Origin of the sequence: Lentzea sp. NPDC004782 (genome assembly GCF_040609115.1) — a bacterium.
Lineage (GTDB): Bacteria > Actinomycetota > Actinomycetes > Mycobacteriales > Pseudonocardiaceae > Lentzea.
This window is the reverse complement of sequence record NZ_JBEXJN010000026.1, coordinates 16,707-38,481: the sequence shown is the minus strand read 5'-3', so window position 1 is coordinate 38,481 and position 21,775 is coordinate 16,707. Positions and strand designations below refer to the sequence as shown.

At 69.8% G+C, this 21,775-nt stretch carries 23 protein-coding genes; 14 read left to right on the top strand and 9 right to left on the bottom strand.

Annotation, left to right across the window (positions count from 1 at the left end; genetic code table 11):
* Positions 1 to 25: 25 nt before the first annotated feature.
* From ABZV40_RS24115 to ABZV40_RS24100, 4 genes are all read right to left on the bottom strand, one after another.
* Complete coding sequence (locus tag ABZV40_RS24115; RefSeq protein WP_355445535.1) at positions 26 to 823, bottom strand: TIGR02569 family protein; 798 nt, start codon at positions 821 to 823, stop codon at positions 26 to 28.
* 149 nt (positions 824 to 972) lie between these two features.
* Positions 973 to 2,145, bottom strand: coding sequence for an adenylyltransferase/sulfurtransferase MoeZ (gene moeZ / locus ABZV40_RS24110; protein WP_089909914.1), 1,173 nt, complete (start codon positions 2,143 to 2,145; stop codon positions 973 to 975).
* A gap of 83 nt (positions 2,146 to 2,228) precedes the next feature.
* Positions 2,229 to 3,218 (bottom strand): DUF3152 domain-containing protein, encoded by a 990-nt coding sequence (locus ABZV40_RS24105; protein ID WP_355445532.1) that lies wholly within the window; start codon positions 3,216 to 3,218, stop codon positions 2,229 to 2,231.
* Between the two features lie 40 nt (positions 3,219 to 3,258).
* Positions 3,259 to 4,188 (bottom strand): alpha/beta fold hydrolase, encoded by a 930-nt coding sequence (locus tag ABZV40_RS24100; RefSeq protein WP_355445770.1) that lies wholly within the window; start codon positions 4,186 to 4,188, stop codon positions 3,259 to 3,261.
* 151 nt (positions 4,189 to 4,339) lie between these two features.
* On the opposite strand from ABZV40_RS24100, the gene ABZV40_RS24095 reads away from it, so the two are divergent.
* The 4 genes from ABZV40_RS24095 to ABZV40_RS24080 all read left to right on the top strand — a co-directional run bounded on the left by ABZV40_RS24095 (position 4,340) and on the right by ABZV40_RS24080 (position 10,203).
* Complete coding sequence (locus ABZV40_RS24095; protein ID WP_355445529.1) at positions 4,340 to 4,969, top strand: TetR/AcrR family transcriptional regulator; 630 nt, start codon at positions 4,340 to 4,342, stop codon at positions 4,967 to 4,969.
* Between the two features lie 74 nt (positions 4,970 to 5,043).
* Entirely contained in the window at positions 5,044 to 8,856 is a 3,813-nt protein-coding gene (locus ABZV40_RS24090) for a CHAT domain-containing tetratricopeptide repeat protein (protein WP_355445526.1), read from the top strand.
* Between the two features lie 11 nt (positions 8,857 to 8,867).
* Positions 8,868 to 9,326, top strand: a complete 459-nt coding sequence (locus ABZV40_RS24085) for a hypothetical protein (RefSeq protein ID WP_355445523.1) — start codon at positions 8,868 to 8,870, stop codon at positions 9,324 to 9,326.
* Between the two features lies 1 nt (position 9,327).
* Positions 9,328 to 10,203 (top strand): hypothetical protein, encoded by an 876-nt coding sequence (locus tag ABZV40_RS24080; RefSeq protein ID WP_355445520.1) that lies wholly within the window; start codon positions 9,328 to 9,330, stop codon positions 10,201 to 10,203.
* A gap of 4 nt (positions 10,204 to 10,207) precedes the next feature.
* Here ABZV40_RS24080 and ABZV40_RS24075 read toward each other — a convergent pair whose 3' ends face one another.
* Together ABZV40_RS24075 and ABZV40_RS24070 are read right to left on the bottom strand one after the other, a co-directional pair.
* Positions 10,208 to 10,990, bottom strand: coding sequence for an alpha/beta hydrolase (locus tag ABZV40_RS24075; protein WP_355445517.1), 783 nt, complete (start codon positions 10,988 to 10,990; stop codon positions 10,208 to 10,210).
* Complete coding sequence (locus tag ABZV40_RS24070) at positions 10,963 to 11,850, bottom strand: diiron oxygenase (RefSeq protein WP_355445514.1); 888 nt, start codon at positions 11,848 to 11,850, stop codon at positions 10,963 to 10,965. The genes ABZV40_RS24075 and ABZV40_RS24070 overlap by 28 nt, the downstream gene beginning before the upstream one ends.
* Positions 11,851 to 11,911: 61 nt before the next feature.
* On the opposite strand from ABZV40_RS24070, the gene ABZV40_RS24065 reads away from it, so the two are divergent.
* Positions 11,912 to 12,595 carry a TetR/AcrR family transcriptional regulator gene (locus tag ABZV40_RS24065; protein ID WP_355445511.1) on the top strand — a complete coding sequence of 228 codons (684 nt, stop codon included), beginning with the start codon at positions 11,912 to 11,914 and terminating at the stop codon, positions 12,593 to 12,595.
* Entirely contained in the window at positions 12,595 to 12,891 is a 297-nt protein-coding gene (locus tag ABZV40_RS24060; protein ID WP_355445508.1) for a DUF4873 domain-containing protein, read from the top strand. The genes ABZV40_RS24065 and ABZV40_RS24060 overlap by 1 nt, the downstream gene beginning before the upstream one ends.
* Before the next feature lie 60 nt (positions 12,892 to 12,951).
* On the opposite strand, the gene ABZV40_RS24055 is transcribed toward ABZV40_RS24060, so the two are convergent.
* On the bottom strand, positions 12,952 to 13,176 hold the full coding sequence (locus tag ABZV40_RS24055) for a DUF3107 domain-containing protein (protein WP_355445506.1): 225 nt from the start codon (positions 13,174 to 13,176) through the stop codon (positions 12,952 to 12,954).
* A gap of 44 nt (positions 13,177 to 13,220) precedes the next feature.
* A complete protein-coding gene (locus ABZV40_RS24050) occupies positions 13,221 to 13,862 on the bottom strand; it encodes a ferritin-like fold-containing protein (protein ID WP_355445504.1) in 642 nt (213 codons plus the stop codon).
* A gap of 241 nt (positions 13,863 to 14,103) precedes the next feature.
* Here ABZV40_RS24050 and ABZV40_RS24045 point away from each other — a divergent pair, with 241 nt between their 5' ends.
* From ABZV40_RS24045 to ABZV40_RS24035, 3 genes are read left to right on the top strand one after another with little or no spacing between them, the layout of a single operon-like run.
* Positions 14,104 to 15,678: a DEAD/DEAH box helicase gene (locus ABZV40_RS24045; protein ID WP_355445767.1), complete on the top strand. Its 1,575-nt coding sequence runs from the start codon at positions 14,104 to 14,106 to the stop codon at positions 15,676 to 15,678.
* 5 nt (positions 15,679 to 15,683) lie between these two features.
* On the top strand, positions 15,684 to 17,015 hold the full coding sequence (locus ABZV40_RS24040) for a hypothetical protein (protein ID WP_355445501.1): 1,332 nt from the start codon (positions 15,684 to 15,686) through the stop codon (positions 17,013 to 17,015).
* A 7-nt stretch (positions 17,016 to 17,022) separates the two neighbouring features.
* Positions 17,023 to 17,901 carry an alpha/beta hydrolase gene (locus ABZV40_RS24035; protein WP_355445498.1) on the top strand — a complete coding sequence of 293 codons (879 nt, stop codon included), beginning with the start codon at positions 17,023 to 17,025 and terminating at the stop codon, positions 17,899 to 17,901.
* A gap of 400 nt (positions 17,902 to 18,301) precedes the next feature.
* Here ABZV40_RS24035 and ABZV40_RS24030 read toward each other — a convergent pair whose 3' ends face one another.
* Complete coding sequence (locus ABZV40_RS24030; protein ID WP_355445495.1) at positions 18,302 to 18,910, bottom strand: A24 family peptidase; 609 nt, start codon at positions 18,908 to 18,910, stop codon at positions 18,302 to 18,304.
* Between the two features lie 205 nt (positions 18,911 to 19,115).
* Here ABZV40_RS24030 and ABZV40_RS24025 point away from each other — a divergent pair, with 205 nt between their 5' ends.
* From ABZV40_RS24025 to cpaB, 5 genes are all read left to right on the top strand, one after another.
* Positions 19,116 to 19,304, top strand: a complete 189-nt coding sequence (locus ABZV40_RS24025) for a Flp family type IVb pilin (protein ID WP_355445493.1) — start codon at positions 19,116 to 19,118, stop codon at positions 19,302 to 19,304.
* Entirely contained in the window at positions 19,304 to 19,462 is a 159-nt protein-coding gene (locus ABZV40_RS24020; RefSeq protein ID WP_355445490.1) for a Flp family type IVb pilin, read from the top strand. The genes ABZV40_RS24025 and ABZV40_RS24020 overlap by 1 nt, the downstream gene beginning before the upstream one ends.
* A 63-nt stretch (positions 19,463 to 19,525) precedes the next feature.
* Complete coding sequence (locus ABZV40_RS24015) at positions 19,526 to 19,930, top strand: TadE/TadG family type IV pilus assembly protein (protein WP_355445487.1); 405 nt, start codon at positions 19,526 to 19,528, stop codon at positions 19,928 to 19,930.
* Positions 19,918 to 21,009 carry a TadE/TadG family type IV pilus assembly protein gene (locus ABZV40_RS24010; RefSeq protein WP_355445485.1) on the top strand — a complete coding sequence of 364 codons (1,092 nt, stop codon included), beginning with the start codon at positions 19,918 to 19,920 and terminating at the stop codon, positions 21,007 to 21,009. Before ABZV40_RS24015 ends, ABZV40_RS24010 begins: the two co-directional genes overlap by 13 nt.
* A gap of 16 nt (positions 21,010 to 21,025) precedes the next feature.
* Positions 21,026 to 21,775 (top strand): Flp pilus assembly protein CpaB, encoded by a 750-nt coding sequence (cpaB, locus tag ABZV40_RS24005; protein ID WP_355445482.1) that lies wholly within the window; start codon positions 21,026 to 21,028, stop codon positions 21,773 to 21,775.

Here is a 21,775-nt window from a genome sequence, read left to right as displayed (position 1 = left end):
GTTTCGTACGTGGAAAGTTGTCAGCTCAGAGCAGTGCGGTGACCTGGTGAGCAGCTCGTTCCAAGCCCGCAAACGACTCCTGTGTTGACAACGGGTGCAGCGCGTGCACGGCCAGCCGGAACAGCGTCGCGCGCACGAGCACCTGCGGCCACTCCGAGAGGTGGCTCCAGCGCTTGAACAGGCCGGGATCCGCGCCGCCCCACGCGACGGCGTCCACCGCGACCACGGCGGCGGCCCACTCGGCGGGACGCCAGTACGCGGTGAAGTCGATGACCGCGGGCGGGGCGTCGCCGGCGAACAGCACGTTGCCGAACAGGTCGCCGTGCACGACCTGGGACCTGAGGGTGAGCGGCTTCAGCGTCTCCTTGAGCAGCTCGAACAGCCGACCGCCGAGGTCGGCGTCGAGCGGCACGTCCTCCTCGCCCCACGTCTTGCGGTCGGCGACGGCGAACACGTCCGTGCGCGCCTCCAGGAAGCGCGGCTTGGGCAGCTCGGCCGTGGCCTGGTGCAGGCGCTGGGCGACGGCGATGACCTCGTCGTGACGTGCCTCGGCACGTCCGGCGAGGAACTTGGTGGCCGACCAGCCGCCGACGACGTACCGGCCGTCAGTCGATCTGAGCGGGCGGCCGATGCGCAGGTTCGGCACGTCCAGGCCGTCGAGGGTCTTGGCGATCCAGGTGGCCTCTGCGGGCTTGGGCGCCGGTCTGATCGTGGCGTCACCGCAACGCCAGGCGGGGCCGCCGTCGATGAGCTCCGGCTCGGCGTCACGTGCCCCGAACGCCGCACGCACGTGCGCTGGGGGCGGTTCGGGGGTCCTGGTCACGGCTCGGCACGCTACCTGCTCTGACCACCCGGTTGGCGGAACGCGACACGCCGTGATTCATCCCACCACCCGGATGGCTCAGCGGGTCGGGCGTCTGCAAGTACCACCAACAGTCCAGTCGGCAGTACTTGCAGACGCCGTTCAGCCCATCAGTACGTGGGGAGCGACGGGTCGACTTCGCGCGCCCACGCCAGCACGCCACCGCCGACGTGCACGGCGTCCTTGAAGCCCGCCTTGTGCAGCGCCGCGAGCGCCTCCGCCGACCGGGCGCCGGACTTGCAGTGCAGCACCAGCGGCTTGTCCTGCGGCAGCTCGGAGAACGCCTCGCCGGACAGGATCCGGTCCTTCGGGATCAGCACCGAGCCGGGGATCTTCACGATCTCGTACTCGTGCGGCTCGCGGACGTCCACCAGCAGGAAGTCCTCACCGGACTCCTGCTTGTGCTTGAGCTCCAGCGGCGTGATCGTGTTGCCCGCGGCCGCCTGCTGCGCGTCCGTGGACACGACACCGCAGAACGCCTCGTAGTCGATCAGCTCGGTGATCTTCGGCGACTCCGGGTCCTTGCGGATCTTGATCGTCCGGTACGACATCTCCAGCGCGTCGTAGACCATCAGACGGCCCAGCAGCGGGTCGCCGATGCCCGTGAGCAGCTTGATCGCCTCGGTGACCATGATCGACCCGATGGACGCGCACAGCACGCCCAGCACGCCGCCCTCGGCGCACGAGGGGACCATGCCGGGAGGCGGCGGCTCCGGGTAGAGGTCGCGGTAGTTCAGGCCCTGGCCGTTCGGGGCGTCCTCCCAGAAGACGCTCACCTGGCCCTCGAACCGGAAGATCGAACCCCAGACGTACGGCTTGCCCAGCAGCACCGCGGCGTCGTTCACCAGGTACCGCGTGGCGAAGTTGTCGGTGCCGTCGAGGATCAGGTCGTAGTCGCGGAAGATCTCCAGCGCGTTCTCGGAGTTGAGGTGCGTCTGGTGCAGCACGACCTTGACGAACGGGTTGATCTCGGCGACGGAGTCGCGGGCGGACTCGGCCTTCGGACGGCCGACGTCGGACTGGCCGTGGATGACCTGACGCTGCAGGTTCGACTCGTCCACGACGTCGAAGTCGACGACGCCGAGCGTGCCGACCCCGGCCGCGGCCAGGTACAGCAGTGCCGGGCTGCCCAGGCCACCCGCGCCGACGACGAGCACCTTCGCGTTCTTCAGCCGCTTCTGCCCGTCCACCCCGACGTCCGGGATGATCAGGTGCCGGCTGTACCGCGCGACTTCTTCCTTGGTCAGCTCCGCGGCTGGCTCAACGAGCGGCGGAAGCGCCATTTGCTCCTCCTCGACGGACTGCATGTCTCTGTCTCCGAGACAACGCCTACCCTGCCTGGACTCTTCCTCGTTGGAAAGCTGTCTCAGCCACCGGGAAACGGGTTCGGCGTGCAGACCTTGCCGTCGGCGGGCACGACGTCCTGGCCCGCGTTGAGCTGCGACACGAAGTTGTTCGCGACACCGAACGTCTGCTGCATCATCACGGGCGCCGGCGCACCGTTCTCCGGGCACGGCGCGTGGCCGTTGCCGAGCGCGTGACCGACCTCGTGGTTGATCACGTACGTCCGATATCCGGCCAGGTCAGGGCCGTAGACCATGGCGCCGCGCACCCAGCGGGCGACGTTGATGACCACGCGCTTGCTGGCCGGGTTCCAGCAGGAGGTCTCGAACGGGATCTCCTTGCCGCAGAGCGTGTGCGTCGTCTTCGTGCTGGTCAGGCTGACGATGAAGTCCGGGTTCTGGTTCGCCTCGACGCGCTGCAGCGCGACCTGCTTCGTGCCGATCCAGCTGCGCGGGTCCGACAGGAAGCCCTCGACGGTCCGCGCGAACGCGACGTCGTCGTTGCTGTAGTCGGCGGGTTTCACGCCGTCCTCGATGGCGATCGCGTACTTGCGGAACTTCTGCGCGTTCGCCTCACCGACCCGAGGGCCGCTGCCGGGGATCGTTCGCCACGTGCCGACGCCGTCCTCGGAGAACGACGGTCCGGCGGGCAGCTCGGCCGTGGGCACGTCCAGCTTGGGCTTCTCGGCCTTCACCTCGGTCGCCGGCGCCTCGGGAGTGGTCGTGACCACGTCGGTGGAGCCCGCGCTGCCACCGAGCGCGGGTGACTTCGGCTGCACGGTGTCCAGCACGACGAGCGCGGTCAGCACGAGCAGGACCGGGATCGCGTAGATGCGCCAGCCGTAGTTGGCGACGAGCGACTTCACCCCGCGGCGCCTGCGCGGCCGCCGGTGCTGCGCCGTGCCCTCCGGCTCCCAGGCGGCGGCGAGCGGTTCCGCGCTGGTCCGGCGCTCGCCGCGGCGATAGCGGTCGGAGGGCGGCGCGGTACTTCCTCGCTCGGGGGCGCGATTCACGTTGCCCAGGGTCCCACATCCCCCGTATGGCCGTCGTTCATCACCATGTGTGTCGATCAACCGCCTCCCACATGCCCAGCACGGCCCTGGCCACGGTCGCGGGCCGCTCCATCTGGGCCACGTGACCGGTCCGCGGGAGCACCAGGAGTCGCCCCTTGGGCAGCAGCCGCGCCGTCCGCGGTCCCTTCCGGACGCTCACGAGCCGGTCGTTCTCACCCCACACGACCAGCGTCGGCGCTTTGACCAGCGGAAGCAGGCGCCACAGCGACTTCGGGCCGGGCGTCAGCCAGCTCTGCATCAACCCGAACGTGCTGCGGTTGAGCGCCTGTCCCGCCCACTTCTGCCGGGCGCGCTCCTCGTTCTCCGCGATCGACTCCTCGATGCGGTGGTCCGGCACCAGGCCGGGGTCGGCGAAGCACAGCTCCAGCATCTGCCGGGTGCGGTCGTGCGCGGTCAGCTTGGCGAGCTCGCGGCGCACCTTGGCACCGACGACCGGCAGGAACGCGAGCGCCATCCGCGGGTCCGACATGCGGTCCAGCCGCGGTCGCAGGTCGGGGACCGCCGGTGACACGAGCGTGAGCGTCCGGACCAGATCAGGCCTGGTCGCGGCGGTGATGACGGAGATCGCGCCGCCCATCGAGTTGCCGAAGAGGTGCACCGGCTCCTTCAGCGTCTCCAGGTACTTGATCACCGTGCGCGCGTGCGTGGCGAGGCTGAAGTCGTAACCGGGAATCGGCTCCGAGCGTCCGAACCCGGGCAGGTCCAGCGAGTACCCGCGGACGTGGTCGCGCAGCTGGGCGGCGAGGTCGGTCCAGTTGGTCGCGGACCCGCCCAGCCCGTGCACGTAGACGGCGGGCGGCCCGTCACCGGGGGTGACCCGCACGTGCACCTCGTGGTCGTCGACCCGGTGGAACTCACCTGGCCACGGCGTCTGCGTCGTGTCCAGCGGCGGCAGTGCGACCGCGGACATCGGGGCGGGGATCAGCGCGCTCACCAGACCAGGATGCGGGAAAGAACGCGCAGATGGTTCTTGGATGTGGGCTACTAGCGAGTAAGGTTGCGCTCACGCCTCGGTCAGGCAACCCCTCTCCGACGGCTGGAGAACTCGTGCTGGAGGCACCATGACGGAGACGGCGCAGAGCGCACCCGCAGGAAGGGGCGTTCGACTGCCGCGCACCGCCCGCCGCGCGCAACTGCTGGCAGCGGCGCAGGACGTGTTCGTCGCCAACGGCTACCACGCCGCGGCGATGGATGAGATCGCCGAGCGCGCCGGCGTGTCGAAGCCGGTGCTCTACCAGCACTTCCCCGGCAAGCTCGAGCTGTACATGGCCCTGCTCGAGTCCCACGTGGACGACATGGTCAGCCGGGTCCGCGCCGCCATCGCCTCCTCCACGGACAACAAGCTGCGCGTGCGTGCCGCCGTGGCCGCCTTCTACGACTTCGTGGACGGCGAGGGCCAGGCGTTCCGCATGGTGTTCGAGTCCGACCTGCGCTCGGAGCCCGCCGTGCAGGAAGCCGTCGAGCGCGCGACCACCGACTCCGTGGACGCGATCACCGAGACCATCACCGCCGACGCCGGCCTGGACCCCGAGCGCGCCCGTCTGCTGGCCGTGGGGCTCGTCGGGTTGTCGCAGGTCACGGCCCGTTCCTGGCTGGCGGACAACCGCCGCGTGCCCAAGGAGGACGCGGTCGCGCTGATCTCCAACCTGGCGTGGCGCGGCATCGGTGGCGGTTTCCCGCTCCAGCACTGACCTCTCGTCATTGGGTAACGAACGACCACCCGCACCCGAATCGAGTGGATGACGCCGATTCGACGGGGTGATCCGTGGAACCGCTCCTACGCCTGCTCGACCGCCTGCTCCGCGCCCGCTCGATCGATGAACTGATCATGCTCGTCGACACCACCCCCGAGGCGCTGTCATCCGAGTTCTTCGACGTCATGGGCAGAGTCATGAGCGAGGCGACGGTGCGGGGCGACGTCAACCTCGCCGCCGGGATCGAGCGGCTCGCGCACGTCCTCAACGCGATGCGCGGTGAGGTCCCGGCGGGAGACGCTCGGGTGTTCGCGGTGCTGTCCGAGGTGGGGCCGGTCTTCGTCGACCTCGTGGAGGACGCGAACTGGCCCGGCTGGGCTCGGATCCTCGCCGCGAACCCCTTCCTGTTCTCCGCCGAGTTCATCGACCACCTCTTCGGCCTGCGCGACCTCGTGCGCGCCGACGACCTGTGGCTGTTCGACGCGTTCGCTCAGCTGCTCGTCGAGTGCCACGACGAAGGCCCACAGGCCGCGTTGCCGCGGTGGGCCTCCACCGCGACGGCGGGTGAGGCGGCGTTCCTGCCCTCCGAGCTGCAGCTCGCCGGCCTGGAGTACGTCGCAGAGGCGCTGGCTCCACGCCGGGACCTGGCCACCGCTGAGGCGTTCGGCAACCTCGGCAAGATGCTCTACGCCCGGCAGCTCGGCGACCGGGTCGAGAACCTCGCGCGCGCCGACCAGGCCCTGCGCGCCGCGATCGCGCTGGCCGAGGCCGGTGGTGCCGTGCTGCTGCGGGCCGGCTGCCAGCAGGCGCTGGTGAACGTGGTGCTCGCCACGAACGAGACGGACCAGGACACCGTGCGGGCGGCGTTCGACATCGCCACCGAGGCCACTCAGGGCTGGGACCACGAAAGCGATCCGGAGCTGTGGGGCCTGCTGATGACCAGCCGGGCGAACTGCCTGCGCCAGATGCACCGGACCGACGAGGCGATCGAGTCCTACCACCAGGCGTTGTCCGTTTTCACCAGGGAGAGCGACCCGAAGCGGTGGGGGATCGCCGTGTTCGGACTGGGATCGGCCTACCTCACCCGCGCCAAGAAGCCCAGCGACCTGGAGGACCTCGACCAAGCGATCGTCTTCCTCGAGCAGGCCGCGGAGGTCCGCACCCGTGACGTGCACGAGGGGCGCTGGGCGATGACGCAGGACGCCCTCGCTTGGGCCTACTACACGCGGCGCGGCGAGGAGTCCGACGACCTGGAGCGGGCGGCCGGACACTTCCGCAACGCGCTGGACTTCCACCGGCCCGGCTCGCCGCATCGGGCGCAGTCGCTGAGCGGGCTCGGCCAGGTGCTGCACAGGCTCGGCCGCGGCCGAGCCGACCTGATCAACGCGAAGCAGATCCTCGAGGAAGCGCTGGAGGATCCGGGCCCGCCCTTCCCGGCGGACGCCCATCGCGTGCTCGCGCGCATCTACCACGACCTGGACGGCTCCGACCCCGCCGCGGTCGAGCACCAGCAACTCGTGCTCGACCTGACCCGTGCGGACACGAACACGAGCCAACACGTCATCGACGTCATCCAGCTCTGCGACTACCTCACCGACGTGCACCAGGTCGACGGGGACGTCCGTGCGATCACGTTGCTGAACGAGCTGCTCCCCACTCTGTCCGGTGTGGACAGAGCATTCACTCTGCACAGCCTCGGCACGATGCACACGAACAACCGGGTCGGCGACCGGGCCGAGAGCGCCAGGCTGGCGATGGCCTCGTACCGGGAGGCGCTGACCGAGATCACCGAGGAGACCGCACCGCAGCTGTGGGCACAGCTGCACTGCCGGATCGCCGGCCTGCTGATCCCAGGCGTGCGCCGCCGCGACCAGGACGACGAGGCCGAACGACAGCGACGCGCGGAGGTGTTCCGGCTGCTGGACATCGCGCTCGACAGCGCCACCCGCCACCGGAACGACTCCCTGGTGAACACGATCAGACTGACGCTGGTCGAGGCGCGTTCCACCATCGACCGCGAGCCGGGGATCGAGGACCTGGAAGCGATCAGGGAGCACTACCGCAGGGAAGGCGACGTCCTCGAGTTCGCCAGGACGCAGAGCCGGCTCGCCAAGGCATACGGATCCGATGATCGCCGGACGATCTGGGCGGCGGACACCGCGCGGAGGCTGCTGCCGATCGCGAGCGACCCCGGCGAGTTCGGACTGGCCAGTGAACGGCTCGGCGCGGCCTACGTGCGGCAGGGAGAGCAGGAACGGGCCGGCCACGCCTACCGCGACGCGGTGCGGGCGCGTGGCCTCGCCCTGCGGCTGGCCCGGCTACCCAGTGACGAGCAGCAGGTGCGAGCGTCGTTCCGCGGCAACATGGCGGAGCAGGCGTGCCTCGCGTTCGCCCGTGCCGCCGAGCAGAACACCGATCCGGCGAAACGGCGCACGCTCGCCGTGCTCGCGGTCGAAAGCCTGGACGAAGGCCGGATGCGGGGCTTCCCCGAGTTCGCGACCACCCACCTGGACGAAGTCACCCGCGTCGACCCCGAACTGGCGCGGGCCTACCGGGAGGCACTGGCGCGGCTCAGGGCCTGCACCCGCGCCGACCGGGCGGTCATGACAGGCAGCCTGACCGGGCCGAAGCTGCTCGTCAACGACAGCGGCGACTGGCTTGCGACCAGGGACGAAGCGCGGGTCGCGGCGGCGGAGCTCGACCGTGTGCTGCTCGCGATCCGCGAGCGCACCGGCCTCGACCTGGCCATGCCACCGTTGTCGGTACCGGAGATCGCCGCATTGCTCGCACCGGACGAGGCCTTCGCCTACCTGCTGTCCGACGACGCCGGGGACGGCACGCAAGGGCACCTGCTCCTGCTGGTCCGGGCCGACGGCGAGGTGGTGTTCCGGTGGGCGACCCCGAAGGTCAACGAGTTCTACGAGGTGGCCACGTGGCTGCCGAACCAGAGCGCCTTCTCGTCGGGAAGCGCCACCAAGCTGCTCTCCGACGCTCTCGGCGCGGCGTTCCCGGTCGCCGCCGAACTGCTCACCGGGCCGCTCGCGGAAGAGCTGCGGCGGGCGGGAGCGACGCGGGTGCACCTGGTGCCGTGCGGCATTCTCGGCAACTTCCCGTTCCACGCGGCTCCGGCACCGGACCGTCCGCTCGGCGAGGAGTTCGCGGTGTCGTACCTGCCGTCGGCCGCAGTGCTGAAGTCGTTGCGGCAACGGGCGTCCACGACAGGACCGAGCCGGCTGGTGACCGTCGCCAACCCACTGCCCAACCCGAAACCGCTGCCGTACGCCCTCCTCCAGCAGGAGGTCGTCACGGCCGCTGCCCGTACGTGCGGCATCCCGTCGGTCGAACTCGCCGAGCACGCCGCCACCCTGCAGGCCGTGCGCGATGCGATGCCGGCCGCGACGCACCTGGACTTCGCCTGCCACGGGCGGCTGGACCAGGGGTGGATGCTCGACTCCGGGCTCACGCTCGCCGACGGTCAGCTGGTCCTGCGGGACGTGCTGGACAGCGACCTGCTCGCCGGGGTGCGGCTGGTGACGCTCACGTCGTGTCAGAGCGGCGCGGCGCCCGGCAACCCCTTCCAAGACGAGCCGATGTCGTTCGCGACCGGCTTCCTCGTGGCGGGCGCCGGCGCCGTGCTGGGCACGCTGTGGCTGGTGGACGACCTGGCGACAGCGTTGCTGTCCGGGCGCTTCTACCACCACCACCTGGTGGACGACCTGCCGTTGCCGGTAGCGCTGGGCCGGGCCCAGCGGTGGTTGCGCGAGCTGACGGCCGCGGACCTCGCCGCCGAGCTGGGCGAGCCGAGCTCGGACCCGGTGCACGCGTTGATCCGCCCGTTCGAGCACCCGTTGTACTGGGCTTCGTTCGTGCTCAGCTGCGAGTAGAGGAGGACCGCTTGACGACCAGGCTCGCGGACGTGAGCACACCAGCCGATGAGGCGGGGGTGTCGCTCGGCGGCGACCCGGCGCGGGGACTCCTCGACGGTGTCACGCCGACCGGTGGCGAGACCGAGCCGGCCGCGCTCGTACCCGGCGACCTGCCGCTGGAACGCGCGTTCCGGCTGCTGCTCGCCCATCCGGACATCCGCTGGCTGGTCACACCGGACGGCGGGCTGGTCAGCAGGGCCCAACTGGTGCCGGCCGCGCTGGAACGCCTCGCGCAGGGCTCGCGGGCCGCGCTGCACGGCGATCCCGTCGCGCCGGGCAGCGGACTGAGGTACCGGTGCCCCGCCGATCCGGACGAGCACGTGTTCACGTCCGCCGACATCGAGGTGTGGACCACCGATCTGCGTGCGAAATGCCCGCGGGACGGCCGCGTCCTGACCGCGTTCCTGCCAGTGTCCGAAGAGGAGTGACGTGTTCGGCGCCTTCGTCAACCGCATCGGCAGCCTGCTGGACCGCAGGTTCCTGGTCGGCAGCTGGCTGCCCGCGCTGTGCGGTCTGCTGGTGGCCACAACGGCGTACGCGGTCGCGCACGGCTGGCGGCGCACCGCGGCGGAGTGGACCGGACTGGGCGCTCCAGCGCAGATCTGGCTGGGTGTGGCGGCGCTCGCAGTGGTGACGCTCGGCGGGTTCCTGCTGCACGTGACGCCGGTGATCCGGTTGTTCGAGGGCTATCCGCTGCCGGGGTGGCTGCGACGGTGGGGCCGTGCACGTCAGGAGAAGCGCCGCGCGAAAGCCGGCGAGGTCACGTCGTTGCGCCGGTATCCGCGCAACCGGGAGCTGATCCGGCCGACGCTGCTGGGCAACGTGCTGACCGCGGCCGAGGAACACCCCTACCTGCGCTACCGCATCGACGCGGTGGTGTGGTGGCCGCGGATGGCGCCGGTGCTGCCGCAGGTCATGCGCGACCAGCTGGACGAGGCGCTGCTGCCGCTGCTGTCGCTGCTGAACTTCGCGCTGGCGTTCGGGATCGGCGGCCTCGCCGGTGGGATCGCGCTGGCGGTGAGCACGAAGTGGACGTACACGGCCATCTGCCTGGCCGGCACGGTTTTCGCCGTTCTCGTCGCCTACTACTGTGCGCTGCCTCAGGCCCGCAGCTACGCGGACACGCTGCGCGCGGCGTTCGACCTCTATCGGCACGAGGTGCTGAAGACGATGCACGTGCCGTTGCCCGACGACCTCGTCGCCGAACGGAAACGCTGGGAGGAGCTCACCCAGTGGATCTTCCGGGGTGAGCCCCTCCAGCTCGAGTACGACCACCCGTCGGACGAAGACGACGAGGAGTCCTGACCGCTCACATCAAGGCGGCTATTCGCCTCGCCACGTCTTCCGAGCGTTCCAGCGGCAGCATGTGCCCCGCCTTCGGGTAGATCACGAACTCCGCCGACGGCAGCGCGTCCGCCAGCACCCGTGAGTGCCGCATCGGCGTGAGCACGTCCCACGACCCGGCCATGACCACGGTGGGGATGTCCGAGAGCACCGCGAGCGCCTCCCGGCGCTGGTGCAACGTCAGCTCCTCCCGCAACCCGACGAACGCGGCGCCGGTGGTGTTGCCCGCCATCGCCGCGGCCGCCCGCACGTCGCTCCACTTCGGACGAAGGCCGAACGTGACGCGCAGACCAGGCGTGATCAAGCGGCCGAACCCGACCTTCGGCCGCTTGACCAGCCATCGCCCGGCGAGCCGCTCCACACCGCTCAGCCCGGGCAGGTCCCCGCACGACGTGGCCACGAGGGCCACCCCCGTGACGCGCGAGAACAACTCGGGGCGCTGCTCGGCCAGCGCCATGATCGTCATGCCGCCCAGCGAGTGGCCGGCCAGCACGACCCGCCCGGTCGGGGCGCACTCCTCCAGCACGGCCGCCAGGTCGTCGGCCAGCTCGGAGATCGTGCCCACACCGGTCGACCTGCCGTGGCCGCGCACGTCGTAGCGGACGACCCGTCCCGGTAACGCCGCAGCCACGCGGTCCCACGTGGTGAGGTCCATCGTCCAGCCGTGCAGCAGAACGGCGGTCACGTCGGAGGAGGACGAGGACCCCGACGTGACGACGTTCAGCCGATCAAGAACGAGCGACGCCACGAGCGCATCCCCGGCTTTCCGATCAGGCCGGCCTCGTCCAGGAACGACATGATCCGTTCCCCCGACCAGCGGATGGTCTCCTGGAACCGCGGGTTGGCCAGCGCCTGACGGCGGGCCTCGCGCACGTCCAGCCCGACGGCGGCGTACACGGCCGGGTTGATCAGCGTACGGGTGATCATCATCGACACGTACCCGATGAGCCACTTCTGGTAGGGCAGCTCGTAGCCCTTCAAATCAGCCATCCCGCGCACCAGCTCCTCGCGCGCGAACCGCACGTGCCGCGCCTCCTCCAGCACGTGGATGCGGTTCACCATTCGCACGATCGGCTGAATCGACGAGTCGTTCATCACCTCGCGCTGCAACCGGTCGAGGATCTCCTCGGCGACGAGGATCGAGCCGTACATCGCGGGGCCGTAGCCGATGGTGGGCAGCAGCTTGCCCAGCCGGTGGGTCGAGCGAACGGGCCCGTAGGGCGGGCAGCCGATGCGTTCCACCAGGCGCGCGAACATCGTCGAGTGCCGGCACTCGTCGGCCACCTCGGTGAGCGCGTACTGGGCGTGCCGGGACGTCGGGTCGGTGTTGTAGACGACCTTCACCAGCATCTGCATCAGCAGCAGCTCGAACCACAGGCCGACGGACGCGATCGAGGCCAGCTCGTGCTTGGACAGCTCGATGCGCTGCTCGGGCGTCAGCGAGTCGTACAAGGGCGTGCCGTAGAGCGAAATGCGCTGTTCAGGGATGTAGAAGAGACCGTCGGCCAGAGGTGCGGACCAGTCGATGTCCACCTCGGGGTCGTAGAACTTCTCCGCGGACGACTTCAGCAGCCTCTCCGCGGTCTTCTCCCGATCGGCGACCCTCATCGGTTGCCCTCCCCGGTAAGTGTTACTTGAGGTAACGGTTACTTCTGGTAGCGTGCGTCACATGGGACGCACTGTCAAGGGCCCGGACGCGCGCCGCGAACGCTGGAAGGGGCACCGCGAGCAGCGCAGGGCGGAGTTCGTGGAGGCCACGATCGCCGCCGTGGCCAAGAAGGGCCCGGACGTCGGCATGGAGGACGTCGCCGCGGAAGCGGGCGTCAGCAAGCCGGTGCTCTACCGGCACTTCACCGACAAGTCCGACCTGTACCTGGCAGTGGGCCAGAAGGCCACCGAGATGCTGATGGACCGGATGGGTCCCGCGCTCGCCGCCGACGGCCCCATCCGCGCCCGCATCGAACGGATCGTCGACGCCTACCTGTCGGTGATCGAGGAGAACCCGAACCTCTACCGGTTCGTGGTGAAGGGGTCCTTTGTGGACCATCCGGTCGAGAAGGACGTCGTCGCCGAGGACAAGAACCTCATCGCGACCACGCTGGCCCGCATCCTCGGCGACTACCTGCGGGCGTTCGACATGGACTCCGGCGGCGCCGAACCGTGGGCGCACGCGCTCGTCGGCATGGTGCAGAACGCGGGCGACTGGTGGCTCGACCGCCAGACCATGTCCCGCGCGAACCTCAGCGACTACCTCGCCACGATCATCTGGCACGCCGTCGACGGGCTGCTGCGCTCGGCGGGCGTCCAGGCGGACCCGGCGAAGCCACTCACCCCACTCCGATTGGTGGACTGATGAGCGACGAAGACGGTTACTCCGGCGAGGCCACCCTGACGTTCGGGGAGACCGAAGTCCCGGTGGAGGTCGAGCTGCGCGGCTACTTCCAGCCGATCGACGGCCGTTACCACTGGTACGGGCGCGTGAAGCAGAACGACGAGGTCACGAGCCGGGTCGAAGGGGGTGCGCGGACCGCGCTGCTGCGCACCCCCACCGGGCAGGCCGAGGGCACGCTGACCGACCCCGACCCGTGGGGCCGCTACCGGGTCGGCGGCACCTCAACCCCGCCCTACAAGATCCAGGAACCCGCCTAGCAAACGATGAACGGCGCTTTCGCCCACCTGAGGTGGACAAAGCGCCGTTCATCAAGTGCTTCAGGCGCCGAACCCGACCTTGCGCGAGTCCTGCGGGCCGATCTCCACGTACGCGACGCGGCCAGCGGGCACGACGAACCGCGCACCCTTGGCGTCCACCAGCGACAGCACGGCAGACTTGCCGGACACCGCGTCGGCGACCTGCGCCTCGACCTCAGCCGGGCTGAGGTCACTGGTCACAGTGAGTTCCCGCGGGCTGTCCGCGACGCCGATCCTGATCTCCACGCTGACCTCCGTGCATAAAGAGAGAAATCCAGGCCCGAGCCTACCTAGCCCAGACCCAGCTGCGTCATGCGCCGCGCGTGCGACTGCTGCAGCCGCCGGAACAGCTGGCCGATGCCGGCGAGGTCGCCGGAGCCCCGCACGATCAGCTCCGAAAGCCCGTCCCGCTCCGCCACCACGTACTGGGCCTGCGTCAACGCCTCGCCGAGCAGCCGGCGGCCCCACAGCGCGAGCCGGTCGCGCACGCGCGGATCCGACTCGACGGCGGCCAGGACTTCGCGCTCAGCGAACGCCGAGTGGCCCGTGTCGGCGAGCACGGCGAGCACCAGCTCGCGCGTCGGCTCGTCCAGCCACTCGGCCACCTCGCGGTAGAAGTCGGCGGCCAGGCCGTCGCCCACGTACGCCTTCACCAGCGACTCGAGCCACGACTTGGGGCTCGTCGACTCGTGGAACGCGTCGAAGCCCTTCACGAACGGCGCCATCGCGTCCTCGACGGCGATGCCCTCGGCCGCGAGGTGCTTCTGCAACAGCGTGAAGTGACCGATCTCCGCGGCGGCCATCTGCGCCAACGCCGCGCGTCCGGCCAATGTCGGCGCCGAGCGCGAGTCCTCCGTCATCCGGTCGAAGGCCGAGAGCTCGCCATACGCGAGCGCTCCGAGAAGATCGACAACACCCTCCGCAACACCCATGGGAACGAACTCTAGTGGTCAATCGGGTCTGTCCAGGTAGAATGGCCACGGACGCCCGGCGTGACGAGTGTGACGAACCGCCGAGTCCCATGAATTTTGGGCAGGCGCACGAATGGTGCGCGTACACCTTTCCCGCAGCTGACTTCAAGCGCGGTCGAGAGGCCCGGCCAGGGCTCGTACGCGCTTGGTACGAGAGAGGCTGATCATCCTGACCGCTGAAGTAGAAGCACATCTGGACCCGATCCTGCTGGAGCACAGCGAGGCCGGAGTTCCCGAAGAAGACCCGTCGCACCCGCTGCAGGCCAACGCCCCGGTGCGCACCGACTCCCCCACGTTCGCCGAGCTGGGGGTCCGCGACGAGATCGTCAAGGCCCTCGGTGAAGCGGGCATCGAACGCGCGTTCGCCATCCAGGAGCTGACGCTCCCCATCGCCCTGGCGGGCGACGACCTGATCGGCCAGGCGCGCACCGGCACCGGCAAGACCCTCGGGTTCGGCGTGCCGCTGCTGCACCGCCTCGCCACGCCCGGCGACGGCACCCCGCAGGCACTCGTGGTCGTCCCCACCCGTGAGCTTTGTCTCCAGGTCTCGCACGACCTCACCGACGCGTCGAAGCACCTCGGCGTGAAGGTCGCCGCCATCTACGGCGGCATCCCGTACGAGCGGCAGATCGCGCAGCTGCGCAAGGGCGTCGACGTGGTCATCGGCACGCCCGGCCGCCTGCTCGACCTGGCCGAACAGCGCCACCTGGTGCTCGGCAAGGTCCGCATGCTGGTGCTGGACGAGGCCGACGAGATGCTCGACCTGGGCTTCCTGCCCGACATCGAGCGCATCCTGACCATGGTCCCGGACGAGCGGCAGACGATGCTGTTCAGCGCGACCATGCCGGGCCCGATCATCACGCTGGCCCGCACGTTCCTGAAGCAGCCGACGCACATCCGCGCCGAGGAGAACGACGCCGGCGCCACCCACGAGCGCACCAAGCAGTTCGTCTACCGGGCGCACTCGCTCGACAAGCCGGAGATGCTCGCCCGCGTGCTGCAGGCCCGCGATCGCGGCCTGTCGATGATCTTCGCGCGCACCAAGCGGACCGCCCAGAAGGTGGCCGACGACCTGACCGAACGCGGGTTCGCCGCGGCCGCCGTGCACGGTGACCTGGGTCAGGGCGCGCGGGAGAAGGCGCTGCGGGCGTTCCGCAGCGGCAAGGTCGACGTGCTGGTCGCCACGGACGTCGCGGCGCGCGGCATCGACATCGACGACGTGACGCACGTCATCAACTACCAGTGCCCCGAGGACGAGAAGACCTACGTGCACCGCATCGGCCGCACGGGCCGTGCCGGGCGCGAGGGCGTCGCGGTCACGTTCGTCGACTGGGACGAGACGGCGCGCTGGAAGTCCGTCAACGAGCTGCTCAACCTGGGCATCGACGAGCCGGTGGAGACCTACTCCACCTCGGACCACCTGTTCGAGGACCTGGGCATCCCGTCCGGCTCCACGGGCAGGCTGCCGCTGAGCCACCGCACCCGCGCCGGTCTGGACGCCGAGGAGGAGGAGAAGCTCGACAACGGCAAGCGCAAGCGCCGTCGCCGGGGTACCTCCGGCCGCGGTTCCGCCGAGCAGGCCGCACCCGAGGCGAGCGAGGAGACCAGGCCGAAGCGGACCCGGTCGCGCACGCGCAGCCGCGGTGGCGTGCCGGTGGAGGGCCAGCAGGCGGAGACGGCTGCTCCGGAAGCGGCCGACAAGCCCGCCTCGGACAAGCCCCGCAGGCGCCGTCGTCGCCGAAGCTCTGCCGAACAGGCCGCTCCTTCGGCAGACTGATCGCCATGTCGTCCCCCGGTTCCGACGTCACCGACATCGAGGACGTCCTCGACGAGCCCGCTCACGAGCCGCCGCCCGTCGAGGAACGTCCGCGCGCCCGGTCGTGGCGCACCCGCGCCGACTTCGTCGCGGTCGCGCTGATCGCCGTGGTCTCGGTCACCGCGACCGTGCTGACCTGGGTGTTCAGCGATGCCCGCGCCACGACGTCGATCACCGGGCCGTCCTCGTGGGAGCCTCTGCCCGAGGTCGTCGCGCTGCCTCCGACGCTCGCCGAGGTGTGGCGGGCCCGCAGCGGCGCGACGCAGTCCCCCGTGGTGGTGCAGACCCCGGCGAAGGACACCGGCGAGGAGAAGCCGTCGACCGTCGTCACCGGTGACGGTGGCGAGGTCAACGGCCGCGACCCGCTGACCGGTGACGTGCGGTGGACGTACAAGCGCGACCTGCCGCTGTGCGTGGCGAGCACCGCGTGGGGCCGTGCGATGGCCCTGTACTCGAAGGGCACCAACTGCTCGGAGCTCACCTCGCTCGACGGCGTCACCGGCGAGCGGCGGGCGCAGCGCAACGGCGACGCGGAACCGGGCACGGCGCTGCTCAACGAGGGTTCGCACCTCATCACCACCGGGTCGAAGTACCTGGAGGTCTACCGGCGCGACGACCTGGTGAAGTCGCTGGAGTACGGCAGCCTGCGCGCGATCGTGAACCCGAACAAGCAGCCGCGCGTCGGCTGCGCGTTCGGCTCGGTCGCGGTCACGTCCGGGAGGTTCGCGATGACCGAGCGCTGCCCGGACGACAGCTCCGACCGCGTCACGGTGCTCAAGCCGAACCCGGACAAGTCCGACGAGCCGAAGGTGTTCGCGAGCGTGCTGACCGGCGCCAAGAACACGCAGGTGATCGCCGTGACGGACAAGCTCGTCGCGGTCGCGATGCCCGACCCCGCCCGCATCGTCGTGTTCGACGCCGAGACCGGCAACCAGATCACCGAGTCACCGGTCGACGTGCCGGCCGGGGACTTCACCGAGCCGCCGAACCACGTGGCCCGCAGTTTCGCCACCAAGACCAACGTCTTCTGGTTCACCGGGTCGAAGACCATCGCCCTTTCACAGGACACGCTCACTCCACTGTGGACGGCGGAGGGCACGCTCGGTGCCGGCACGACGCTCGCGGGCCGCGCGCTCATCCCGGTGAGGGACGGCCTGCGGGTCTACGAGCAGGCCACCGGTGCCGTCGTGGGCACGATCCGGGTGAGGCGCGACGGCTACAACGGGCCTGTGCAACTCGCCACAGCCGGTCCCGTTGTGCTGGAGCAGCGTGGCGAAACCCTGGTCGCGCTGCGATAGTTCCCTCGTGTACTCGCAGATCAGCCCGCACCGGGCACAACGCGTCGACCTCCCCGGCCGCTACGGCGTGATCGCGGCGCTGCGCGCGCCCGCGGTGGGCGACGACGCGTTGCGCACGACGGCGTTGCTCGTGCCCGGCTACACGGGTTCCAAAGAGGACTTCGCGCCGATGATCGACCCGATCGCGGACGCGGGGTTCGAGGTGCTCACGATCGACCTGCCCGGCCAGCAGGACTCGCCGGGCCCGGACGACGAGGCGTTGTACCGGCCGGGTCCGCTGGGGTCGGTGCTCGCCGAGCTGATCGGGAAGATCGCCGCGGACGGCCGGAAGGTGCTGCTGCTGGGCCACTCCTACGGCGGTCTGGTGGCGCGGGCGGCGGTGTTCGCGGGTGCCCCGATCGCGGGGCTGACGCTGATGTCGTCCGGCCCGTCCGAGTTGCCCGCCGGTGAACGCCGCACGGTGCTGGAGGTCGGCGAGCACGTGCTGGCCGAGCAGGGCGTCGAGGGCACCCAGAAGCTGAACGAGCTGCGGTCGGCGCAGAACCCGGCGTGGGCCGCGCTGCCGCAGGAGCTGAAGGACTTCTACCGCAACCGGTTCCTCAAGTCGCCGGCCGCCGCGTTGCTCGGCATGGGCAACGGCCTGCGCTACGAACCGGACCAGGTGGCGAAGCTGGCCCGCGCGCTGCGGTCGTCGGGCACGCCGGCGCTGGTGGTGTGCGGTGACGCGGACGACGCGTGGAGCCCAGCCGCCCAGCGCGACATGGCCGAGCGGCTGGACGCCGACTTCGCGGTGCTGCCCGGCGTGATGCACTCGCCGAACACCGAGGCACCTCACGAGCTCATCGCCACGCTGCTGCCGACGTGGCGGGCGTGGCTCACTTCGTGACGCGATAACCGGAAGCCGTGCCCGTCCGGTGAGGTGCAGGGCCCGACAAAGTCGTCCAGCCCGCCCGATATGCCCGATGAGAGCGTGCCCACGCAACGAGCGTTGTCGATGAAGGGACCCTTCCTGAACCTGGGGTGGATGAAGGCGCCCTTCATCCACCACGACCAGCAGCCCGGACATGACCCGGCCCGGCAGGTAGTACCCGCCCTGTGCGACGACGGCCGCGGCGAACGCGGCGACCACGAACGAGCCCGGCATCGGCAACGCCACCGATTCCCGGTGCGCGCCAACGACTTCCCCCACCGCCATCGAGGCTCCCCCAGCCTTCGGACCCGCCTCCCCAGACGGATCGAGTGCACTGCAGGGGTCTTCGACGTCGCAGCGGAAGTGCGAATTCAGATCAGCTCAGCAGCACCGCGGTGAACGCTCCGAGCAACATGAACGGCCCGAACGGCAGCGTGCTCTTGAGCGTGACCTTCCGCAGGAGCAACAGGACCAGCGACACCACAGCCGACAGGACGAACGCGAGCGCGGCACCGAGCAGGAGCACCGGCCAGCCGAGCCACGCCAGTGCCATGCCGACCACCCCGGACAGCTTCACGTCGCCGTAGCCCATCCCGGCGGGGTTCAGGAACTCGAGCACCCGGTACACGAACGCGAGCGTGAGCCCACCCAGCACGGCCCTGCCGAGCGCGCCGATCGTGCCGCCGGTCAACGCGGCCACGGTCAGCAGGATCAGCACCGCGGGGTACGCGGGCAGCGTCAGCACGTCCGGCAGCCGGCGCACCGCCGTGTCGACGAACGCGAGTGCGACCCCGACCGCGCCCAGACAGGCGAACGCGAGGACCTCCACCGAGCCGGCGAACCTGATCGCGAGCACGGCCAGCACGGCGGCCGACACCAGCGGCAGCGCGATGCCCGCGCGCGTGAACCGGTTGACCAGGTCGCGCAGCGCGAAACCGGACGCGAGTCCGCCGACAGCACCGCCCGCGGCCCAGAGAAGAGTCATGCGGCCGACGGTAGGTCGCCAGCGATGTCAACGGAACGTCACGACACCAAGTCCGGCCGACGGGCCGACACCGTGTCCCCCGATCGACCGACATGTCCCCCGAAGTGCACCTTCGTTACAGCTCTTCGTCCGATACCGAACCCCTGTCGCCGTCACGCAGAGTTGCGACGTCCCGAATCGGATCCCGATCTCTCAGGAGACCGCCATGCTCACGTTTCTCAGCTACGTCCAGACGTTCCTCACTCGCAGTGTGAAGAGCGGCGACGACCGCGGTGCCACCGCCGTCGAGTACGGCCTGATGGTCGCCCTCATCGCGATCGTGATCATCGCCGGTGTCACCCTGCTGGGCCAGAACCTGCTGGCTCTCTTCAACAACATCGCCGGCCAGCTCTGATGCCGAGACGTCAGCACGAAGTGGACCGCGGCGCCACCGCCGTCGAGTACGGCCTGATGCTGGCGTTGATCGTGGTCGCCGCGATGGTGGCCATCACTGCCGTCGGCGTGAACATGAACCAGATGTTCGAGTTCATCGCCAACCTCGTGAATGTCTGAAGTCTCCTGTTCCCGCGCGGCCGGCGATCCCTCCGCCGGCCGCGCAACTTCTTCGGAGCGGTCATGAAGAACAAGGCTCGCGATCGCGGCGCGACCGCTGTCGAAGTCGCTCTGCTGATGCCCGTCGTGCTGTTCCTGGTGATGGGACTGATCGACTTCGGGCGCGCGGTGAACGCCAAGATCACCCTCAGCCAGGCGGCCCGCGAAGGCGTCCGCGTCGTCGCGCTGAACAAGTCCGACCCCACCGGCCGCGCGGTGAGCGCCGCCACCGGGCTGAAGAACGTCAGCGCCACGGTCGTCTCCAGCTGTCCCGCCGGTTCGGCCGGGACCAAGAACGGCGAGCTGAAGGCCAGCTACACGTTCGACTTCATCACACCGGTCGGAGGGTTCGCCGGGATGTTCGGCGGTGGCAGCTTCGGTTCACCGATCACGTTGAGCGCCACGGGGGTCATGCTGTGCGAAAGCTGAAGAGCAGTGATCGCGGCGCGATCGGTGTGCTGATCAGCATCCTGCTCGGGTTCGGGGTGCTGCTCGGCATGGGCGCGATCGTCATCGACACCGGCTTCCTCTACGAGGAGCGCGCCGAGCTGCAGAACGGTGCCGACGCGGGCGCGCTCGCCGTCGCCCAGGGTTGCGCCAAAGGTGCCTCGACCTGCCTGGTCAACAAGGCGAACTACTTCGCCAACCACAACGCCCGGGATGGCGTGTCCACTGTGGACAAGGTGTGCGGGTTCGACGGCAACGGCGTGCTCTCGTCGTGCGGTTCCTCCTCCGGCACGATGATCGACTGCCCGGCCAAGCCGTCGTCCGGTACCAAGTACGTGGACGTGCACACCTCGACGCAGACTTCCGGCGGCGGCACGCTGCTGCCACCGGCGTTCGCGAGGACGTTGGCGGGCAACGGTTCCTACGCGGGGTCTCGCGTGCACGCCTGCGCCCGTGCCACCTGGGGGCCGCCGAAGACCGCGACCACGATCGCCCTCACGATCTCGTGGTGCGAGTGGTCGACGGCGACCGCCGGCGGCACGGTGTACGGCCCGACACCGCCCGCCACGCCACCGCCGTCCGTGCATCAGGTGCTCAAGCTGCACACGACCAGCGGCACGGGGTGCCCGGGCGGGCCCTCGGGCGCCGACGGTCCCGGTGAGTTCGGCTGGGTCGACGACGCCGACCACGACTGCTCGGTGCTGATCAACAACAACACCTACAGCTCGGACACGGGTACCTCACCGGGCAAGGACTGCAAGACCGCGCTCGCCGCCGCCTGGTCGTCCCGTCAGCCCGTGTGGCTGCCCATCTACACGAAGGTGAGCGGCACCGGCACCGGCGGCACCTACTCGCTCTCGGGCTTCGCCGGCTTCGTGATCACCGGTTACTGCCTGTCCGGCAGCAAGCAGGACGACTGGCTGGTGAAGACCACGTGCAAGAACTCGCCCACGGACTCGGACAAGTGGATCGGCGGCTACTTCGTCCAGGGCCTCATCCCCGCCACCGGCACGATCGGCGGTCCCGATCTCGGTGTCCGCATCGTCCAGCTCACCGGCTGAGATTCCAGGAGTCGTCATGAAGAACCGCGCATTCATCATCATCCTGGCGGTGGTGCTGGCCGTCTGCGGCAGCGCCGGGGTGTTCCTCTACGTCCGCAGCGCCGACTCGCGGGCCATCGCGGGCCAGCAGGCCGTGACCGTGCTCGTCGCGAAGGAGCGCATCCCCGCCGGCACGAGCGCCGGATCGTTGGCGGACCTCGTGAAACAGGAGCAGATGCCCAAGAGCAGCGTTCCGGAGAACGCCATGTCCTCTGTGGATTCCTCGGTGGTCAGCCTCGTGACGTCGTCCGAGATCGCCGAGGGCCAGCTGGTCACCAAGTCGCTGTTCACCGAGGCGGCCTCGCTCGCCAAGGGCATCTCGATCCCGGACGGGATGATCGCGGTGACCGTGCCGACAGAGGCGTGGCAACGAGCGGGCGGCCTCATCCAGAAGGGCTCGAAGGTCGCGGTCTTCGACACCTTCACCGTGATGGACGGCAAGGGAAACACCCCGTCCGGTGACGGTCTTTCCAAGCAGTACGAACGCAACCAGTCCACCCGCCTGCTGCTGACCGGGCTCGAGGTCCTGTCCGTCGTCGACGAGAAGAAGGCCGCGGAGGACGGCGACGTCGGCAAGGCCATCGTCACGGTCGCGGTGAGGCAGGCGGACGCCGAGAAGCTCATCCACGGCCAGCAGACCGGAACGCTCTACTTCGCGCTGCTCGGCGGCAAGTCCGAGGTCGCGCCGGGCAACGGCGTCGACAACCGCTCCCTGTTCGGAAACTGA

Coding starts and splice junctions, on each gene's coding strand:
- ABZV40_RS24050 (WP_355445504.1), bottom strand. CDS start 13,862: ATGGGTGTTGCGGAGGGTGTTGTCGATCTTCTCGGAGCGCTCGCGTAT.
- ABZV40_RS24015 (WP_355445487.1), top strand. CDS start 19,526: ATGAAGAACAAGGCTCGCGATCGCGGCGCGACCGCTGTCGAAGTCGCT.
- ABZV40_RS24095 (WP_355445529.1), top strand. CDS start 4,340: ATGACGGAGACGGCGCAGAGCGCACCCGCAGGAAGGGGCGTTCGACTG.
- ABZV40_RS24060 (WP_355445508.1), top strand. CDS start 12,595: ATGAGCGACGAAGACGGTTACTCCGGCGAGGCCACCCTGACGTTCGGG.
- ABZV40_RS24025 (WP_355445493.1), top strand. CDS start 19,116: ATGCTCACGTTTCTCAGCTACGTCCAGACGTTCCTCACTCGCAGTGTG.
- ABZV40_RS24065 (WP_355445511.1), top strand. CDS start 11,912: ATGGGACGCACTGTCAAGGGCCCGGACGCGCGCCGCGAACGCTGGAAG.
- moeZ (WP_089909914.1), bottom strand. CDS start 2,145: ATGGCGCTTCCGCCGCTCGTTGAGCCAGCCGCGGAGCTGACCAAGGAA.
- ABZV40_RS24030 (WP_355445495.1), bottom strand. CDS start 18,910: ATGACTCTTCTCTGGGCCGCGGGCGGTGCTGTCGGCGGACTCGCGTCC.
- ABZV40_RS24100 (WP_355445770.1), bottom strand. CDS start 4,188: ATGTCCGCGGTCGCACTGCCGCCGCTGGACACGACGCAGACGCCGTGG.
- ABZV40_RS24070 (WP_355445514.1), bottom strand. CDS start 11,850: ATGAGGGTCGCCGATCGGGAGAAGACCGCGGAGAGGCTGCTGAAGTCG.
- ABZV40_RS24040 (WP_355445501.1), top strand. CDS start 15,684: ATGTCGTCCCCCGGTTCCGACGTCACCGACATCGAGGACGTCCTCGAC.
- cpaB (WP_355445482.1), top strand. CDS start 21,026: ATGAAGAACCGCGCATTCATCATCATCCTGGCGGTGGTGCTGGCCGTC.
- ABZV40_RS24020 (WP_355445490.1), top strand. CDS start 19,304: ATGCCGAGACGTCAGCACGAAGTGGACCGCGGCGCCACCGCCGTCGAG.